At 68.1% G+C, this 14,779-nt stretch carries 16 protein-coding genes; 10 read left to right on the forward strand and 6 right to left on the reverse strand.

The window, feature by feature from the left end:
• Positions 1–54: 54 nt before the first annotated feature.
• The 3 genes from RN629_RS13095 (at position 55) to RN629_RS13105 (ending at position 2,686) form a co-directional block, all read left to right on the forward strand.
• Positions 55–540, forward strand: a complete 486-nt coding sequence (locus tag RN629_RS13095; protein ID WP_407035583.1) for an invasion associated locus B family protein — start codon at positions 55–57, stop codon at positions 538–540.
• 78 nt (positions 541–618) lie between these two features.
• On the forward strand, positions 619–1,803 hold the full coding sequence (gene rlmN / locus RN629_RS13100) for a 23S rRNA (adenine(2503)-C(2))-methyltransferase RlmN (protein ID WP_407035584.1): 1,185 nt from the start codon (positions 619–621) through the stop codon (positions 1,801–1,803).
• A gap of 121 nt (positions 1,804–1,924) precedes the next feature.
• Positions 1,925–2,686: a sulfite exporter TauE/SafE family protein gene (locus RN629_RS13105; RefSeq protein WP_407035585.1), complete on the forward strand. Its 762-nt coding sequence runs from the start codon at positions 1,925–1,927 to the stop codon at positions 2,684–2,686.
• A 60-nt stretch (positions 2,687–2,746) separates the two neighbouring features.
• On the opposite strand, the gene RN629_RS13110 is transcribed toward RN629_RS13105, so the two are convergent.
• Together RN629_RS13110 and RN629_RS13115 are read right to left on the reverse strand one after the other, a co-directional pair.
• On the reverse strand, positions 2,747–3,277 hold the full coding sequence (locus RN629_RS13110; RefSeq protein WP_407035586.1) for a DUF3617 domain-containing protein: 531 nt from the start codon (positions 3,275–3,277) through the stop codon (positions 2,747–2,749).
• Positions 3,278–3,403: 126 nt separating this feature from the next.
• Entirely contained in the window at positions 3,404–4,024 is a 621-nt protein-coding gene (locus tag RN629_RS13115) for a flavin reductase family protein (RefSeq protein ID WP_407035587.1), read from the reverse strand.
• A 24-nt stretch (positions 4,025–4,048) separates the two neighbouring features.
• Between RN629_RS13115 and RN629_RS13120 the strand changes: the two genes are divergently transcribed.
• Genes RN629_RS13120 through RN629_RS13130 form a run of 3 tightly spaced genes read left to right on the forward strand, consistent with a single transcriptional unit; the run spans position 4,049 to position 6,783 of the window.
• The gene (locus RN629_RS13120; protein ID WP_407035588.1) at positions 4,049–4,777 is read left to right on the forward strand and encodes a cytochrome b/b6 domain-containing protein; all 729 of its coding nucleotides are present in this window, start codon (positions 4,049–4,051) and stop codon (positions 4,775–4,777) included.
• Positions 4,774–5,538, forward strand: a complete 765-nt coding sequence (locus tag RN629_RS13125) for a molybdopterin-dependent oxidoreductase (RefSeq protein ID WP_407035589.1) — start codon at positions 4,774–4,776, stop codon at positions 5,536–5,538. Before RN629_RS13120 ends, RN629_RS13125 begins: the two co-directional genes overlap by 4 nt.
• A gap of 18 nt (positions 5,539–5,556) precedes the next feature.
• Positions 5,557–6,783 carry a class I SAM-dependent methyltransferase gene (locus RN629_RS13130; protein WP_407035590.1) on the forward strand — a complete coding sequence of 409 codons (1,227 nt, stop codon included), beginning with the start codon at positions 5,557–5,559 and terminating at the stop codon, positions 6,781–6,783.
• A 104-nt stretch (positions 6,784–6,887) separates the two neighbouring features.
• Here RN629_RS13130 and RN629_RS13135 read toward each other — a convergent pair whose 3' ends face one another.
• A complete protein-coding gene (locus RN629_RS13135; protein WP_407035591.1) occupies positions 6,888–7,289 on the reverse strand; it encodes a hypothetical protein in 402 nt (133 codons plus the stop codon).
• Entirely contained in the window at positions 7,286–7,717 is a 432-nt protein-coding gene (locus RN629_RS13140; protein ID WP_407035592.1) for a TIGR01244 family sulfur transferase, read from the reverse strand. The genes RN629_RS13135 and RN629_RS13140 overlap by 4 nt, the downstream gene beginning before the upstream one ends.
• A 170-nt stretch (positions 7,718–7,887) precedes the next feature.
• Between RN629_RS13140 and RN629_RS13145 the strand changes: the two genes are divergently transcribed.
• The 4 genes from RN629_RS13145 to RN629_RS13160 all read left to right on the forward strand — a co-directional run bounded on the left by RN629_RS13145 (position 7,888) and on the right by RN629_RS13160 (position 12,627).
• Positions 7,888–8,919, forward strand: coding sequence for a YncE family protein (locus RN629_RS13145; protein WP_407035593.1), 1,032 nt, complete (start codon positions 7,888–7,890; stop codon positions 8,917–8,919).
• A gap of 48 nt (positions 8,920–8,967) precedes the next feature.
• The gene (gene crtY / locus RN629_RS13150; RefSeq protein WP_407035594.1) at positions 8,968–10,128 is read left to right on the forward strand and encodes a lycopene beta-cyclase CrtY; all 1,161 of its coding nucleotides are present in this window, start codon (positions 8,968–8,970) and stop codon (positions 10,126–10,128) included.
• Positions 10,125–11,600: a phytoene desaturase gene (locus RN629_RS13155; protein ID WP_407035595.1), complete on the forward strand. Its 1,476-nt coding sequence runs from the start codon at positions 10,125–10,127 to the stop codon at positions 11,598–11,600. Before crtY ends, RN629_RS13155 begins: the two co-directional genes overlap by 4 nt.
• A 70-nt stretch (positions 11,601–11,670) precedes the next feature.
• Positions 11,671–12,627 carry an alpha/beta hydrolase gene (locus RN629_RS13160; RefSeq protein WP_407035596.1) on the forward strand — a complete coding sequence of 319 codons (957 nt, stop codon included), beginning with the start codon at positions 11,671–11,673 and terminating at the stop codon, positions 12,625–12,627.
• Positions 12,628–12,674: 47 nt separating this feature from the next.
• Here the strand turns inward: RN629_RS13160 and RN629_RS13165 are convergent, their stop codons facing one another.
• Both RN629_RS13165 and RN629_RS13170 read right to left on the reverse strand, forming a co-directional pair.
• A complete protein-coding gene (locus tag RN629_RS13165; RefSeq protein ID WP_407035597.1) occupies positions 12,675–14,504 on the reverse strand; it encodes an ABCB family ABC transporter ATP-binding protein/permease in 1,830 nt (609 codons plus the stop codon).
• Positions 14,459–14,719: a hypothetical protein gene (locus RN629_RS13170; RefSeq protein WP_407035598.1), complete on the reverse strand. Its 261-nt coding sequence runs from the start codon at positions 14,717–14,719 to the stop codon at positions 14,459–14,461. The genes RN629_RS13165 and RN629_RS13170 overlap by 46 nt, the downstream gene beginning before the upstream one ends.
• Positions 14,720–14,779 lie beyond the last annotated feature (60 nt).

Here is a 14,779-nt window from a genome sequence, read left to right on the forward strand (position 1 = left end):
CGCCCCGCCGCCCATGCGGGAGCGCGTCTCCGTCGCCCGGCGGGGCGCGGCGGCATGAGATTGCGCATCGCGCTTCCAGCCGCGCTGCTGCTGCTCGCTGCCCCGCTCGCCGCGCGCGACACGATCGGCGTCTATAAGGGCTGGGGCGCGTTTCGCGATCCCGATCGCTGCTATGCGATCGCCCGGCCGTTGCTGGCGGGTGGGCGCAGCGGCGGCTTCGCCAGCGTCGGCACCTGGCCCGCAAAGGGCCTGCGCGCGTCCTTCTCGCTGCGGCTCAGCCTGCCCCGCGACCGCGCCGCCCCCGTGACGCTGGCGATCGGCGAGCGCCGGTTTCCGCTGGTCGGCACCGGTCGCGACGTCTGGGCCCCCGATGGCACGACCGACCATGCGCTGGTCATGGCGATGCGCTCGGGCCGCAGCATGAGCGTGTCCGCCGTCGCCGCCGACCGCCGCCCCTTTGCCGACACCTATACGCTGGCGGGCGCGGCCTCGGCGATCGATGCCGCGACGCTGGCCTGCGTCGTGGCCGGACGCGGCTGAGCACGCCGCAGCGCGGTGGTGGAAATCCATGCCATTTTGCGCTATGGCCCCGCAATGCAGACAGTTTCGGCCGCCCCCATGCCCATCCCCGGGCACATCGATCCCGTGCCCGTGCCGCGCGGCGTGCAACCGCGTCCCGACGGCCGCGTCGACCTGATCGGCCTGACCAAGGACCAGCTGCGCGAGGCGCTGTTGTCGGCCGGCATGGAGGCGCGGCAGGCCAAGCTGCGCTCCAAGCAGATCTGGCACTGGCTGTACAATCGCGGCGTCACCCGGTTCGTCGACATGACCGACATCGCCAAGGCGCAGCATCCCTGGCTGGAGGACCGCTTCGTCATCGGCCGCCCCGACGTGGTCGAGGCGCAGGTATCAAGCGACGGCACCCGCAAATGGCTGCTGCGCTCGGCCGATGGCCAGGATTACGAGATGGTCTTCATCCCCGACGCCGACCGGGGCACGCTGTGCGTGTCGAGCCAGGTCGGCTGCACGCTGAACTGCCGCTTCTGCCACACCGGCACGATGCGGCTGGTCCGCAACCTGACCGCGGGCGAGATCGTCGGGCAGGTGATGCTGGCGCGCGACTCGCTCGGCGAATGGCCCAGCCAGCCCGAGGGGCGGATGCTGACCAACATCGTCATGATGGGCATGGGCGAGCCGCTGTACAATTTCGACGCGGTTCGCGACGCGCTGAAGCTGGTCATGGATGGCGACGGCCTGGCGCTGTCCAAGCGGCGCATCACCCTGTCGACCAGCGGCGTGGTGCCGATGATGGCCCGCGCCGGCGCGGAGATCGGGGTGAACCTCGCCGTGTCGCTCCACGCCGTTACCAAGGATGTCCGCGACGAACTGGTGCCGCTGAACAAGAAATACGGCATTGAGGAGCTGTTGCAGGCCTGCGCCGACTATCCGGGGGCGAACAACGCGCGGCGCATCACGTTCGAATATGTGATGCTCAAGGACAAGAACGACTCGGACGCGGATGCGCATGAGCTGGTCCGGCTGCTGCGCCATTACGACCTGCCCGCCAAGGTGAACCTGATCCCGTTCAACCCGTGGCCGGGCGCCGATTACGAATGCTCGGACCCGGACCGCATCCGCCGTTTCTCCGACATCGTGTTCGAAGGCGGGATTTCCGCCCCCGTCCGCACCCCGCGCGGCCGCGACATCGACGCCGCCTGCGGCCAGTTGAAGACCGCCGCCGAAAGGAAGAGCCGCGCGCAGCTCGACCGCGAGGCGGAGGAGAAGTTCGCGGCGCTGGGCTAATTAACCGGTAAGATCATCGGGCCGGAATGGAGCGGACGGCCGCGCCCTCCCGATCCCGACCCTCTCGCCCGCCACCTCCCGCCTGCGACACGGACCCCGCCGCCATGTGCCACGCCCCGCGATGATCGACTGGACGTTTATCGCGCTGGCGGCGGCGGGGGGCTTTGTCGGTGGAGCGATGAACGCGCTGGCGGGCGGGGGCAGCTTTGCGACCATGCCCACGCTGATCGCGCTGGGCCTACCCTCCACCATCGCCAATGCGACATCCAACGTCGCGCTTCAGCCCGCCGCCATGGCCAGCGCCTGGGCCTATCGCCATGGGCTGGGGCCGGTGATGGGCGTCACGATGCGGCGGATCGCGGCCATCACCTTCGGCGGCGCGCTGATGGGCAGCCTGTTGCTGTTCCTCACCCCGCCCCGCGCCTTCGACGTGATCGTGCCCTGGCTGCTCCTGACAGCGACGATGGCGATCGCGGCCGGGCCACGCGCCGCGATCTGGCTGGCGCGGATCGCGCAGCCGGGGCCGCGCGCGCTGATGACCGCGCAAGGGTTGCTGGGCATCTATGGCGGCTATTTCGGCGGCGGCATCGGCATGATGCTGACCGCCGCCTGGGGCCTGTTGTCGGGGCGCAGCCCGGCACAACTCGCCGCGCCGCGTACGTTGATGCTCGCGACCGCCAATGCGGCGGCAACCCTGGTCTTCATCGCCACCGGGATGGTCGCCTGGGCCCAATGCCTGCCGATGCTGGCGGGCGGCATCGTCGGTGGCTGGAGCGGCGCGCTGATCGGGCGCAGGCTGCCCGTCGGGATCATCCGTGGCTGGACGCTGCTGCTGACGCTGGTGACGACACTCGTCTTCTTCTGGCGCGGCTATTTCGCCTGAACGACGCGGCGTTCCGTGCCACGCCAGCGGGCCGGGAGGCGCATCCCGGCCCGGATCACGTTATTTGGTATCGCACACGCCGACACGGCGCGCGTCGGTATGGACCTTCTGCGACATGGAATGTGCGCCGGTCACCTCCATCTGCTGATCGGTGGAGAAGCTGGTCGCGGTGAAGGTGCCAGTCGTCCGGCTCTTCATCGTCATGTCGCCCGGCATCTTGCAGGTCAGATCGGTCTCGATCTTGCCGTCCTTGAAGCTGTTACTGGTGATGGTGCAGTCCGAGCCGGCATTTTTGAGCAGTTCGGTCGGGCCCTTGGCGGCCTGTTCGGCGGTGATGCACAGGCTGGCGGTCTGGGCGGGCGGGGTGGGGTTGGCCCCCTTGGGCATGTTCGACATCTTCAGCTCGCTGACCTGGGTCTTCAGCTCCCACTTGCCGGGTTGCAGTCGTGGCATTTCGACGCCCGATCCGGTGCTGGTCGCCTTGACCTCTCCGGTGGCGGCATTGGTGGTCAGGGTGGTGGAGCCGGTCTTCTGGTCACAAGCGGCCAGCGGCAGTGCACCGATCAGGATAAGCGGGACAAACAGCTTCACAGGATTCTCCCATCTTCGTGTCGGACGCGGTCTCCGTGATCCGACCAACGGACATGCCGGACGACGCCATCGTCACCCCGCCAGCAACACCCGAAGCCCGCATCCGGTTTCGTCGCGGCCGAACGCCTAATCCGGCCGCCGCATCTGGAACCGGGCACCCTCGGTGATCTCGAAATAATCCGCCGGGCCGCCACCGCGCAGGATAGGCCGGGCGCGGGCGGTCTGATAGACACCGTTTTCGATAAGGTCGGCAGCGATATGGATGCCCACGGCCTCGCCGATGACGAGCCACTGGTCGAGGGCCCGCCCTTCCTTTGTTTCCAGCCGGATCAACTGGGTCAGGCGGCATTCGAACGCGACGGGGCTTTCCGCCACGCGTGGCGCTTCGACCATCTGTCCCTCGACGGCGCTTAGTCCGGCAAGCGCGAATTCGTCCACCTCGGGCGCCGTCACCGCCGAACTGGCATTCATCGTCTGGGCCAGCGGCATCGTCGCCAGATTCCAGGTAAAGGCCCTGGTCGCGGCGATATTGTCGACCGAATCCTTCCACCCCTGCGATGCAAAACCGATCAGCGGCGGACGATAGTTGAACAGGTTGAAGAAGCTGTAAGGGGCGAGATTGTTGACGCCCGCGACCGACCGGCTGCCGATCCAGCCGATCGGCCGCGGCGCGACGATCGCGTTCAGGGGATCATGCGCCAGCCCATGACCGTTGACGGGCTCGTAGAAATGCCAATCCTGAATCATAGACGTCCCACCGGAGAAACAAGGATGGATGGCCAAACGCCGGACGGACCGCCAGGAGCCGAGCCGCCACGCGTCATTCGTCGCCACGGCGTCGTGACGCGGCTGTGGCACGGGGTCAATGCGGTCGCGGTGCTGATCCTGCTGGGTTCGGGGCTGGGCATCTCCAACGCGCATCCGCGACTCTATTGGGGGCAATATGGGGCCAATTTCGACCCGGCCTGGGCGCGTCTGCCGCGTTTTCCCGGCTGGATGACCATTCCCGGCCATTATGATCTGGCGCTCTCGCGGCGCTGGCACCTGTTCTTCGCGCTGGTGCTCGGTTTCGGGCTGCTCGCCTATATGGTGGGCGGGCTGGCGACACGGCATTTCCAGCGCGACCTGCGGATTCGCGGACGCGAACTCCGCCCGCGCGCGCTCTGGACCGATCTGCGCCACCATCTGGCGTTCCGTTTCCATGACGCGCGGGACCCGCGCGCATACAATATCCTCCAGAAGCTCAGCTATGCGTCGGTCCTGTTCGTCGCGCTGCCGCTCGCCATCCTGACCGGCATCGCGCTGTCGCCGGGGATGAACGCCGCCTGGCCCTGGCTGCTCGATCTGCTGGGCGGACGGCAATCCGCGCGGTCGATCCATTTCATCACCGCCACGCTGCTCGCGCTGTTCACCATCGTCCATCTGGCGCTGGTCATCCTGGCGGGCGCGGGCAATGGATTGCGATCGATGACGACCGGCCGCTGGAGGGTGCCGGAATGAGCCTGCTGCTCCCGCGCCGCGCGATCCTGACCGGCGGCCTGACCGGTGGCGCGGGGCTTCTCCTGTCGGGATGCGACCGGATCGCCCGGCAACCGACCGCACGGAAGATCCTGTTCGCGGGCGAGGACATGCAAAAGGGGCTGCAACGCGCGCTGACGGATCGCGGCGCGCTGGCCCCCGAATATCGCCGCGACCAGATGTCGCCCATCTTCCGCACCAATGGTACGCGGAACCCCGGCACGCCCGAATATGCCGCACTCGCCGCTGCCCGATTCGCCGATTGGCGACTGCAGGTCGGCGGGCTGGTCGGCACGCCGCTGTCGCTCTCGCTGGCGCAGATCGGCCAGATGCCCGCGCGCCGCCAGATCACCCGCCATGACTGTGTCGAGGGGTGGAGCGCGATCGGCGAGTGGATGGGGCCGATGCTGGGCACCGTGCTGCAGGCCGCCGCCATCCGCAGCCGGGCGCGCTATGTCGTCTTCACCTGCGCCGATCTTTACGGCGACCAGCCCTATTATGAATCGATCGACCTGGTCGACGCCTTCCACCCGCAGACGATCCTGGCCTGGGGCATGAACGGCCACATGCTCGACATCGGCCATGGCGCGCCCCTGCGCCTGCGGGTCGAGCGGCAATTGGGCTATAAACATGCCAAATATCTGATGCGGATCGACGCGGTCGACAGCCTGTCCGGCATCGGCGCGGGCAAGGGCGGCTACTGGGAAGACCATGTCGATTATGACTGGTATGCCGGCATTTAAAACACTAGGGCGTGCCATATGGCGCTGATCGATCTGTTTCTGTCGCGCGCGGTCCGAAAGGGCCGCCTGACCCTCACCCATCATGACGGAACCGTCCGCGAATTCGGGACGCCCGATGCCGATTATCCGGACATCGCCATCCGCTTCACCGACGCGCGCGTCGCGGGGCAGATCGTCCGCAATCCCGCGCTGGCGGCGGGCGAGGCGTTCATGGACGGGCGACTGGTCGTCGATCGCGGCGATGTGCGCGGCCTGGTCGAACTGCTGACCGTCAATGACAAATGGGAAGCCGGCGCGGCCAATCTCAACCCCTCCCGGCTGGTCCGGGCGGCGGGCGCGGTCAAGCACCGAGTCGACCGGATCAACATGGAACGCCGTTCGAAGAAGAACGTGGCGCACCATTATGACCTGTCGGGCACGCTGTACGATCTCTTCCTCGACAGCGACAAGCAATATAGCTGCGCCTATTATACCGATCCCCGTAACGATCTGGAGCGGGCGCAGCGCGACAAGAAGGCGCATATCGCCGCCAAGCTGGCGATCCAGCCGGGGATGAAGGTGCTGGACATCGGCTGCGGCTGGGGCGGCATGGCGCTGTACCTGCACCAGATGTGCGGGGCCGAGGTGCTGGGCGTCACCCTGTCCGAGGAACAGCTGAAGGTCGCAAGGGAGCGCGCCGCGGCGCTGGGCGTCGCCGACAAGGTGAAGTTCGAGCTGATCGACTATCGTCGGGTTCAGGGACAGTTCGACCGGATCGTATCGGTCGGCATGTTCGAGCATGTCGGGCCGCCGCAATATCGCACCTTCTTCCGCAAGTGTCGCGACCTGCTGACCGAGGACGGCGTGATGCTGCTCCACACCATCGGGCGGCTGGGCGGGCCGGGCGTCACCGACGACTGGACGACCAAATACATCTTCCCCGGCGGCTATAACCCCGCCCTGTCCGAAATCGTGCGCGCGCAGGAAGGGCTGCGCATGTTCCTGACCGATGTCGAGGTGCTGCGCTGCCATTATGGCTGGACGCTGGACGAATGGTATGCGCGGACCGTGGCGGCGAAGGAACAGATCGTCGCGCTCTATGACGAACGTTTCTACCGCATGTGGCTATTCTATCTGGCGGGCGCGGGCGCGGCGTTCCGCAATGGCGGGCTGTGCAACTATCAGGTGCAGCTGACGCGCGGACGGCTCTCGGTGCCCGTCACGCGGGATTACATGTTCGAGGGCGAACGCGCGCTGCGCGGTTGAATCACCACCCCGCCACGGGTCCGTGGCGGGGACTTGGTGGGCCATCAGGTCCGACGGAAAAGGGGGGCTTCCACCCGGGGCGCGCTCCCCCCTGTCGGGGCGGATCAGGCGCGCAGGCGGCGGATGTCCAGCACGTCGACCCCGGCCAGCGTGACCGGGCCGAACCGCCCCTCGACCTCGGCGATGATGCCCTGGGCGGTCGAGCGGACCCGGGTCCAGGGGATTTCGCGCACCACGATATGACGGCCGTGCAGCTTGATCGCCGCGACTCGGCCATCGACCGCGACCGCCAGCGCCCCCTGCCCGTCCGCGCCCACCACCGCGCCCGATACGGTGAAGCCGCTCAACGCCGCTTCGGCGGCCGCCGCCACCTCTTCGGGCGAGCCGACGCGCCGCTCGCGCCGCCGCCGGAAGACCAGGCCGAGCCCGGCCCCGCCCAGCAGCGTCCCCGCCGCCACGCCCGCCAGCGCCCAGCCCGCCATGCTCCCGGCCACGGGCAGGCTCATTCCTTTGCGCCCGCCAATGCTTCCAGCGTCGGGTGCAGGCCGGACAGGTCATAGCCCGCCGCTTCGGCCTGCATCACGATCAGCGTCGGGTTCCGGCCCGCCTTGGCCGCCGCCAGCGCCCAGAGATTGCAGCTGCGCGTGCCCGACCGGCAAAAGGCCAGCACCGGCCCCTTGGCCTCGACCAGCGCCTGGGTCATCTGGTCGACCATCTCGTGGCTGAACCCGCCCGGCGTCACGGGAATGGCGGTATAGGCCAGCCCCTGATCCTCCGCCGCGGCGCGAATCGCATCGCCGCTCGGCTGGCCCGGCTCTTCGCCTTCGGGCCGGTTGTTGACGATGGCCATATAGCCCGCCGCCTTGATCGCGGCGACATCCTCGGGCCGGATCTGGGGGGCGACGGCGACGCTTTCGTTCAGGGGACGGATCATGCGGTTCACCTATTCAAAGGGCCGTTTCATCGCAACATGCGCGGCGCCTCTTTCGCACCGAAAAGACGCATCGCGGCACGCTTGGCTCCCACGCCCGGGACGGAACCTTCCACGCCCGCGCGTCGTCTGGTTCGCGACAGGTTTCGCATCGCAGGAAGGGCACGCCGTTCATGTCGCCGATCGATCGCCGCCAGGGCCTATGGGGCCTTACCGCACTGGGTCTCGCTGCCGCGATCGTGCCGCTGGCGCTGCGCCGGGCCCGGGCGGGCACCCCCGCCGCCCCGCGCGGCACGCTGGCCGTCGTCGAGAAGGGCGAGGGGCGGGTCGCCTTCTATCGCCTGCCCGATGGCGCGCGGCTGGGCACCGTGCCGCTGGGCATCCAGCCGCACGAGATGGTCGCCGACGACGCGGGCCGCCTCGCCTATGTCGGCGGCTACGGCGTGAAGGGCTGGCAGGTCGCGGGCGAGGGCGGGCACCAGCTCTGGGTGGTCGACCTGGCCGCGCGGCGGCTGGCGCGCACCATCGATCTGGCGCCGCATCGCCGCTGGCACGGGGTGCGGATGGACGCCAAAGGCCGACTCTACGCCCTGTCCGAAAGCGACAGCCAGCTCGCCCGCTTCGATCGGCCCGACAGCGCCGGGTCCCCCGACCGGATGATCCCAGTCGGCGGCGCGCGCAGCCATTATTTCGTGGTAAATCGCGATGGCGACCGCGCCTATATCGCCGATACGATGAGCGGCATGGTCATCATGGTGAACCCCGAGGATGCCAGCATCGCCCCCGTCAAACAGCATATCGGCCAGGCGCCCGAGGGCCTGGCCCTCAGCCCGGACGAGCGGACCCTCTATGTCGTCGATCGTCCGGCGGGCATCCTCCACGCGCTCGATGCCGTCACGCTGCAATCCCGCGCCCGCGTGACGCTGCGCGGCGAGGCGGTGCGCGTGATCGTGCAGGACGATGGCCGGCTGATCGTGTCGAACCCGGCGGACCAGAGCCTGACCCGCCATGCGCCCGCGACCCTGGCCGAGGAGGCGCGCCTGCCGCTGCCCGCCGCCGCGCCCGGCCTGACCCTGCCCGCCGGAGGGCGCACGCTCTATGCCGCGCTGGCCGACAACCGGATCGCGATCATCGACCTGGCAAGCTGGCGCCTCACCCACAGCTTCGCGACCGGCGACGCGCCCGATACCGCGGTGCTGCTGTAATACCGACTGGGCTTTGCCTGCCGGTCGCTTTGCGGTAGCGATGCCGCGATGGCTGCCAGGATACCTTGCGATGTCGCGATTATCGGCGCCGGGCTGGCCGGCGGCCTGATCGCGCTTGCGCTCAAGGCGCGCCACCCCTCGCTCGACATCCGGCTGGTCGATGCGGGCGAGTCGATCGGCGGCAATCACCTCTGGTCCTTTTTCGGCAGCGACGTCGCCAAGCGCGATCGCTGGATCGTCGAACGGCTGGTCGCCCATGGCTGGCGCGCCTATGACGTCGCCTTCCCGGCCCATTCGCGCACCATCCACCAGACCTATTATTCGATCGAGAGCCACGGGCTGGATGCCGAGGTCCGCCGCGTCCTGCCGCCGCACGCGCTGATCCTGGGGCGCAAGGTGCTGGCGGTGTCCGCCACCGCCGCCGTCTTCGCCGATGGCGACCGGGTGGAGGCCAGGGGCGTGATCGACGCGCGCGGCGTGGGCGACCTGTCCGCCTTGTCCTGTGGCTGGCAGAAGTTCGTCGGGCAGGAACTGCGCCTCGCGCGCGCGCATGGTTGCGAACGCCCGGTGGTGATGGACGCGACGGTCAAGCAGATCGACGGCTATCGCTTCGTCTACGCCCTGCCCCTCGCCGAGGATCGCATTTTCGTCGAGGACACCTATTACTCCACCTCGTCCGAGTTGAACCGCCGCGCCATCGTACAGCGGATCGAACGCTATGCCGAAGGGCGCGACTGGATGACGGCGGAGGTGATGCGCGAGGAGGCGGGCGTGCTGCCCGTCGCGATGGGCGGCGATTTCGACAGCTATTGGCGCAGCGGCGGGTCCCGGACGCCCAAGGCCGGGATGCGCGCCGGGCTGTTCCACCCGACCACCGGCTATTCGCTGCCCGACGCGATCCGCATGGCGGCGATGCTGGCGCAGCGGACCGACTTCACCGGCGCGGACCTGCACGATGCGACCTATCGCATGGCGCGGGCCGCCTGGGACGCGCGCGGTTTTTATCGTATGCTCGACACGATGTTGTTCAAGGCCGCGGAGCCGGACGAACGATACCGTGTACTGGAGCGTTTCTATCGACTCCCGCCTGACCTGATCGGGCGATTCTATGCAGGGCAATCGACCATGGCCGACAAGGCACGAATATTGACCGGACGGCCGCCGGTGCCGATCCTGCGCGCGATCGCCGCGCTGCGGGGCCGGTCATGAAGAGCGCGGTCGTCATCGGGTCGGGCTTTGGCGGGCTGGCGCTCGCCATCCGCCTGCAATCGGCGGGCGTGCAGACCACGATCGTCGAGTCGCGGGACAAGCCCGGCGGGCGCGCCTATTACTGGGAACGCGACGGCTTCACCTTCGACGCGGGGCCCACGGTCATCACCGATCCGGCCTGTCTGGAGGAACTGTGGGGCCTGACCGGGCGCAGCATGTCGGAGGATGTGACGCTCGATCCCGTCAGCCCCTTCTACCGGCTCAACTGGGTCGACGGCACCAATTTCGATTACGGCAATGACGACACCCTGCTCCGCTCCGAAATCGCCAAGCTGAACCCCGACGATGTCGCGGGCTATGGCCGGTTCCTGGACTATGCCGCGGGCGTGTACCGCGAAGGCTATGAGAGGCTGGGCCATGTCGCGTTCCTCGACTTCGCCTCGATGGTGAAGGCAGGGCCGTCGCTCGCGAAATACCAGGCGTGGAATTCGGTCTACGCCATGGTGTCGAAATTCGTGAAGTCGGAGAAGCTGCGCCAGGCCCTGTCCTTTCACACGCTGCTGGTCGGCGGCAATCCGATGACGACCAGCGCCATCTATGCCCTGATCCACAAACTCGAACGCGATGGCGGCGTCTGGTTCGCGCGCGGCGGCACCAACCGGCTGGTGGCGGGGATGGTCGCGCAGTTCGAGCGGATCGGCGGCGTGCTGCGACTCGGCGACCCGGTGACGCGGATCGAAACGCTGGGCGACCGCGCGACCGGCGTCGTCACCAAAGGCGGCCTGACCATCCAGGCGGATGCGATCGCGACCAACGCCGATATCATGCACAGCTATCGCGACCTGCTGGCCGACAATCGCTCGGCCCGGCGCACGGTCGACCGGCTGGAGCGCAAACGCTATTCGCCCTCGCTGTTCGTGGTGCATTTCGGGATCAAGGGCACGTGGCCGGGCATCCCGCACCACATGATCCTGTTCGGCCCGCGCTATAAGGGCCTGCTGACCGATATTTACGACACGGGCGTGCTGTCGGAGGATTTCTCGCTCTACCTCCACCACCCGACCGTCACCGATCCCGGCCTGGCGCCCGAAGGCCATTCGACCTTCTATGCGCTGGCCCCGGTGCCGCACATGGGCAAGTTCCCGATGAACTGGGACGAGATCGGGCCGATCCTCGAAAAGCGGATCCTGGACGAGGTCGGCCGCCGCCTGATCCCCGACATCCACGACCGGATCGTGACCAAATTCCATTATGCGCCGTCGGATTTCGCGACCGACCTGAACGCGCATATGGGTTCAGCCTTCTCGCTGGAACCGATCCTGACCCAGAGCGCCTATTTCCGGGTCCATAATCGCGACGATTCGATCCCCAACCTCTATTTCGTCGGCGCGGGCACGCATCCGGGTGCCGGGATTCCGGGGGTGGTGGGCAGCGCCAAGGCGACCGCGGCGCTGATGCTCGACCGGCGATAGATTCGCGCTTTTCCCTTCGACCGATCGATGACAGGCTGATCGCCGACGGCAATCGACAGGATCTCGGGTGATGGCGTTATCGGCACTGTTCGCGGCGATGCTGGCCGCCACGGCTCCCATGATCGACCGCGACATCGCCGCCCCCGGTCCGCAAGGCGCATTGAAGGGCAGTTGGACCGGGCCGGAAGGGGCCAAGGTGCCCGTCCTGCTCATCATCCCCGGATCGGGGCCGACCGACCGCGACGGCAACAATCCCAAAGGGATCAAGGCCGCCCCCTATCGCCTGCTGGCCGAAGCGCTGGCGGCCAGAGGCATCGCCAGCGTGCGGATCGACAAGCGCGGCATGTTCGCCAGCGCGGGCGCGGTACCCGATGCGAACCGGGTGACGATCGACGATTACGCCACCGACACCCGCGCCTGGATCGCCGCCATCCGCGCCAGGACCGGCGCGCGCTGCGTCTGGGTGCTGGGGCATAGCGAAGGCGGGCTCGTCGCGCTGACCACCGGCGCGGCAAAGCCCGAGGGGCTGTGCGGCGTCATCACGGTCGCCGCCCCCGGTCGCCCGCTGGCCGAGGTGATGAAGGCGCAGTTCCACGCCAACCCCGCCAACGCCCCCCTTCTCCCCGATGCGGACAGGGCGATCGACGCGATGGCGGCAGGGCGGACCATCGAGGCGGCCACGCTGACGCCGCCGCTGCCGATGATCTTTCCCGATATTGTGCAACCCTTCCTCATCAACGCCTTCGCGAAGAATCCCGCCACGCTGATCGCGGCGATCACCAAACCGGTGCTGATCGTGCAGGGCGAGGCCGATCTGCAGGTGACGGTCGAGGATGCACGCCTGCTCAAGGCCGCGCAACCCGCCGCGACGCTGGTCCTGCTACCGCGTGTCAATCACGCGCTGAAGACCGTGGAGGGCGACAGCCGAGGGGCCAATCTGGCGACCTATGCCGACCCCAACCTGCCCATCGCGCCGGGCGTGGTCGCGGCGGTCGCCGCCTTCGTGACCGGGCATCCGCCGCGATGACATCATAGCCACCAGCAGGGCCGCTGGTGGCGGAACACCCGGTTCGATCAGGCCGGCAGCGCTTCTTCCTCGTCCGCCTGCTCGACCTCGGCGGCCTGGCGGGCCCACATTTCGGCATAAAGCCCACCATGCGCCAGCAATGCGCCATGCGTGCCGCGCTCGACCACGCGGCCGCCATCCAGCACCACGATCTGGTCGGCATGGACGATGGTCGACAGCCGGTGCGCGATGACCAATGTGGTCCGGCCACGCTCGATCGCCTGGAGCGTGGCGAGGATATCCGACTCGGTCCGGCTGTCGAGCGCGCTGGTCGCCTCATCCAGGATCAGGATCGGCGGGTTCTTCAGGAGGGTGCGCGCGATCGCCACGCGCTGCTTCTCGCCGCCCGACAATTTCAGCCCGCGCTCGCCGACGCGCGTCGCATAGCCCTGGGGCTGGCGTTCGATGAAGCCGGCGATCGCCGCGCCGCGCGCCGCCCGCGCGATATCGGCCTGATCCGCGCCCTCGCGGCCATAGCCGATATTATAGCCGATCGTGTCGTTGAACAGGACGGTGTCCTGGGGCACGATCCCGATGGCGCCGCGCAGGGAGTCCTGCGTCACCGTCGCGATCGGCTGTCCATCGATCGTGATCGCGCCGCTCTCCACCTCGTAGAAACGATAGAGCAGCCGGGCGAGCGTCGACTTGCCCGCGCCCGAAGGGCCGACGACGGCGCAGGTCGTACCCGCGGGCACATCGAGGGTCAGCCCCTTCAGGATGGGCCGTTCGGGTTCATAGCCGAACACGACCTGCTCGAACCGCACATGCCCGCCGCGCACCACCAGCGACAACGCACCGGGCGCATCGACGACCTCGGCGGGCGTGTCGATCAGGTCGAACATCGCGCCCATGTCGATCACGCCCTGCCGGATGGTGCGATAGACCATGCCCAGCAGGTCGAGCGGGCGAAAGAGTTGCGACAACAAGGTGGACACGAACACCACATCGCCCGGCGACGCGGCGCCCCGGCTCCATTCCCATGCGACCCAGGCCATGGCGAAGCCCAGCATCAGGCTGGTGATCGCCGCCTGCCCGACATTCAGCCAGGCGAGCGAATTCTCCGACCGGGTGGCGGCGCGCGCATAGGCGGCGACGCCGGCTTCGTAGCGCCGCGCCTCGCGCTCCTCGGCGTTGAAATATTTCACCGTCTCGAAATTCAGCAGCGAGTCGACCGCATGGGCCACCGCGCCGGTGTCGAGGTCGTTCATCTGGTTGCGCAGCGCGTTGCGCCAGTCGGTCACCTTGCGGGTGAAGACGATATAGGCCACGACCATCACCAGCGTGGTGACGACCAGCACCGGCCCGAAGTTGCGGCCGAAGATCCCCAGCACCAGCACCAGTTCCAGCACCGTCGGCGCGATGTTGAAGAGCAGGAAGTAGAGCATGGTGTCGATGCTCTTGGTCCCGCGCTCGACCACCTTGGTCACCGCGCCGGTGCGCCGTTCGAGGTGAAAACGCAGCGACAGCCGATGGAGATGGCGGAACACATCGGCCGACAGCCGCCGGGTGGCGTCCTGCCCCACCGTCTCGAACACCGCATTGCGCAGATTGTCGAACAGCGTGGTGCCGAACCGCGCCGCCGCATAGCCGATGACCAGCAACGTGACGAGCATCACCGCGCTGCGGTCACCCCCCGCCATCCGGTCGATCGCATATTTGAGCGTATAGGCCGCGCCCAGCACCTGGATCAGCTTGGAGACGATCACCAGCACCATCGCCGCCCCGATCCGCACCCGCAAGGCGGGCGCGCCAGCGGGCCAGAGATAGGGGAGAAAACGGCGAAGCGTCGGGATCAGCGGCCGGTCGGGCGTGCCGGCGGTGGAGTCGAGGGGCGGCATGTCACCCCCATGTCGGCGGAACCGCGCCGAAGTTCAATGGCGCGCGGCGCGATGAAGCTGATCCACCGGCCATCGGGCGACAATTGGCCGCCCATCTTGGCGGGATTGCCGAACAGCCTGGTCCGTTCGATCAGCGGCCCGTCCGCCGCCGCCGCGGGTTGCGCGACCATCACCGTCGCCCCCGCGGCCAGGACCGTTCTTGAACGCCATGTCATGCTCCCCGTTCATGAACTGTATTGCCAGAGCATGACGGCGGCCATCGGGTCCGACAAGCC

Source organism: Facivitalis istanbulensis, from assembly GCF_040560405.1.
In the GTDB taxonomy this organism is placed as follows: Bacteria; Pseudomonadota; Alphaproteobacteria; order Sphingomonadales; family Sphingomonadaceae; genus Sphingomonas; species Sphingomonas istanbulensis.

Bases quoted from the DNA above. Each gene is read 5' to 3' on its own strand.
- RN629_RS13165 (WP_407035597.1), bottom strand. From the start codon at position 14,504: ATGCCGCCCCTCGACTCCACCGCCGGCACGCCCGACCGGCCGCTGATC.
- RN629_RS13135 (WP_407035591.1), bottom strand. From the start codon at position 7,289: ATGAGCCTGCCCGTGGCCGGGAGCATGGCGGGCTGGGCGCTGGCGGGC.
- RN629_RS13145 (WP_407035593.1), top strand. From the start codon at position 7,888: ATGTCGCCGATCGATCGCCGCCAGGGCCTATGGGGCCTTACCGCACTG.
- RN629_RS13105 (WP_407035585.1), top strand. From the start codon at position 1,925: ATGATCGACTGGACGTTTATCGCGCTGGCGGCGGCGGGGGGCTTTGTC.
- RN629_RS13115 (WP_407035587.1), bottom strand. From the start codon at position 4,024: ATGATTCAGGATTGGCATTTCTACGAGCCCGTCAACGGTCATGGGCTG.
- RN629_RS13155 (WP_407035595.1), top strand. From the start codon at position 10,125: ATGAAGAGCGCGGTCGTCATCGGGTCGGGCTTTGGCGGGCTGGCGCTC.
- RN629_RS13120 (WP_407035588.1), top strand. From the start codon at position 4,049: ATGGATGGCCAAACGCCGGACGGACCGCCAGGAGCCGAGCCGCCACGC.
- RN629_RS13125 (WP_407035589.1), top strand. From the start codon at position 4,774: ATGAGCCTGCTGCTCCCGCGCCGCGCGATCCTGACCGGCGGCCTGACC.
- rlmN (WP_407035584.1), top strand. From the start codon at position 619: ATGCCCATCCCCGGGCACATCGATCCCGTGCCCGTGCCGCGCGGCGTG.
- RN629_RS13160 (WP_407035596.1), top strand. From the start codon at position 11,671: ATGGCGTTATCGGCACTGTTCGCGGCGATGCTGGCCGCCACGGCTCCC.
- RN629_RS13140 (WP_407035592.1), bottom strand. From the start codon at position 7,717: ATGATCCGTCCCCTGAACGAAAGCGTCGCCGTCGCCCCCCAGATCCGG.
- crtY (WP_407035594.1), top strand. From the start codon at position 8,968: ATGGCTGCCAGGATACCTTGCGATGTCGCGATTATCGGCGCCGGGCTG.
- RN629_RS13095 (WP_407035583.1), top strand. From the start codon at position 55: ATGAGATTGCGCATCGCGCTTCCAGCCGCGCTGCTGCTGCTCGCTGCC.
- RN629_RS13130 (WP_407035590.1), top strand. From the start codon at position 5,557: ATGGCGCTGATCGATCTGTTTCTGTCGCGCGCGGTCCGAAAGGGCCGC.
- RN629_RS13170 (WP_407035598.1), bottom strand. From the start codon at position 14,719: ATGACATGGCGTTCAAGAACGGTCCTGGCCGCGGGGGCGACGGTGATG.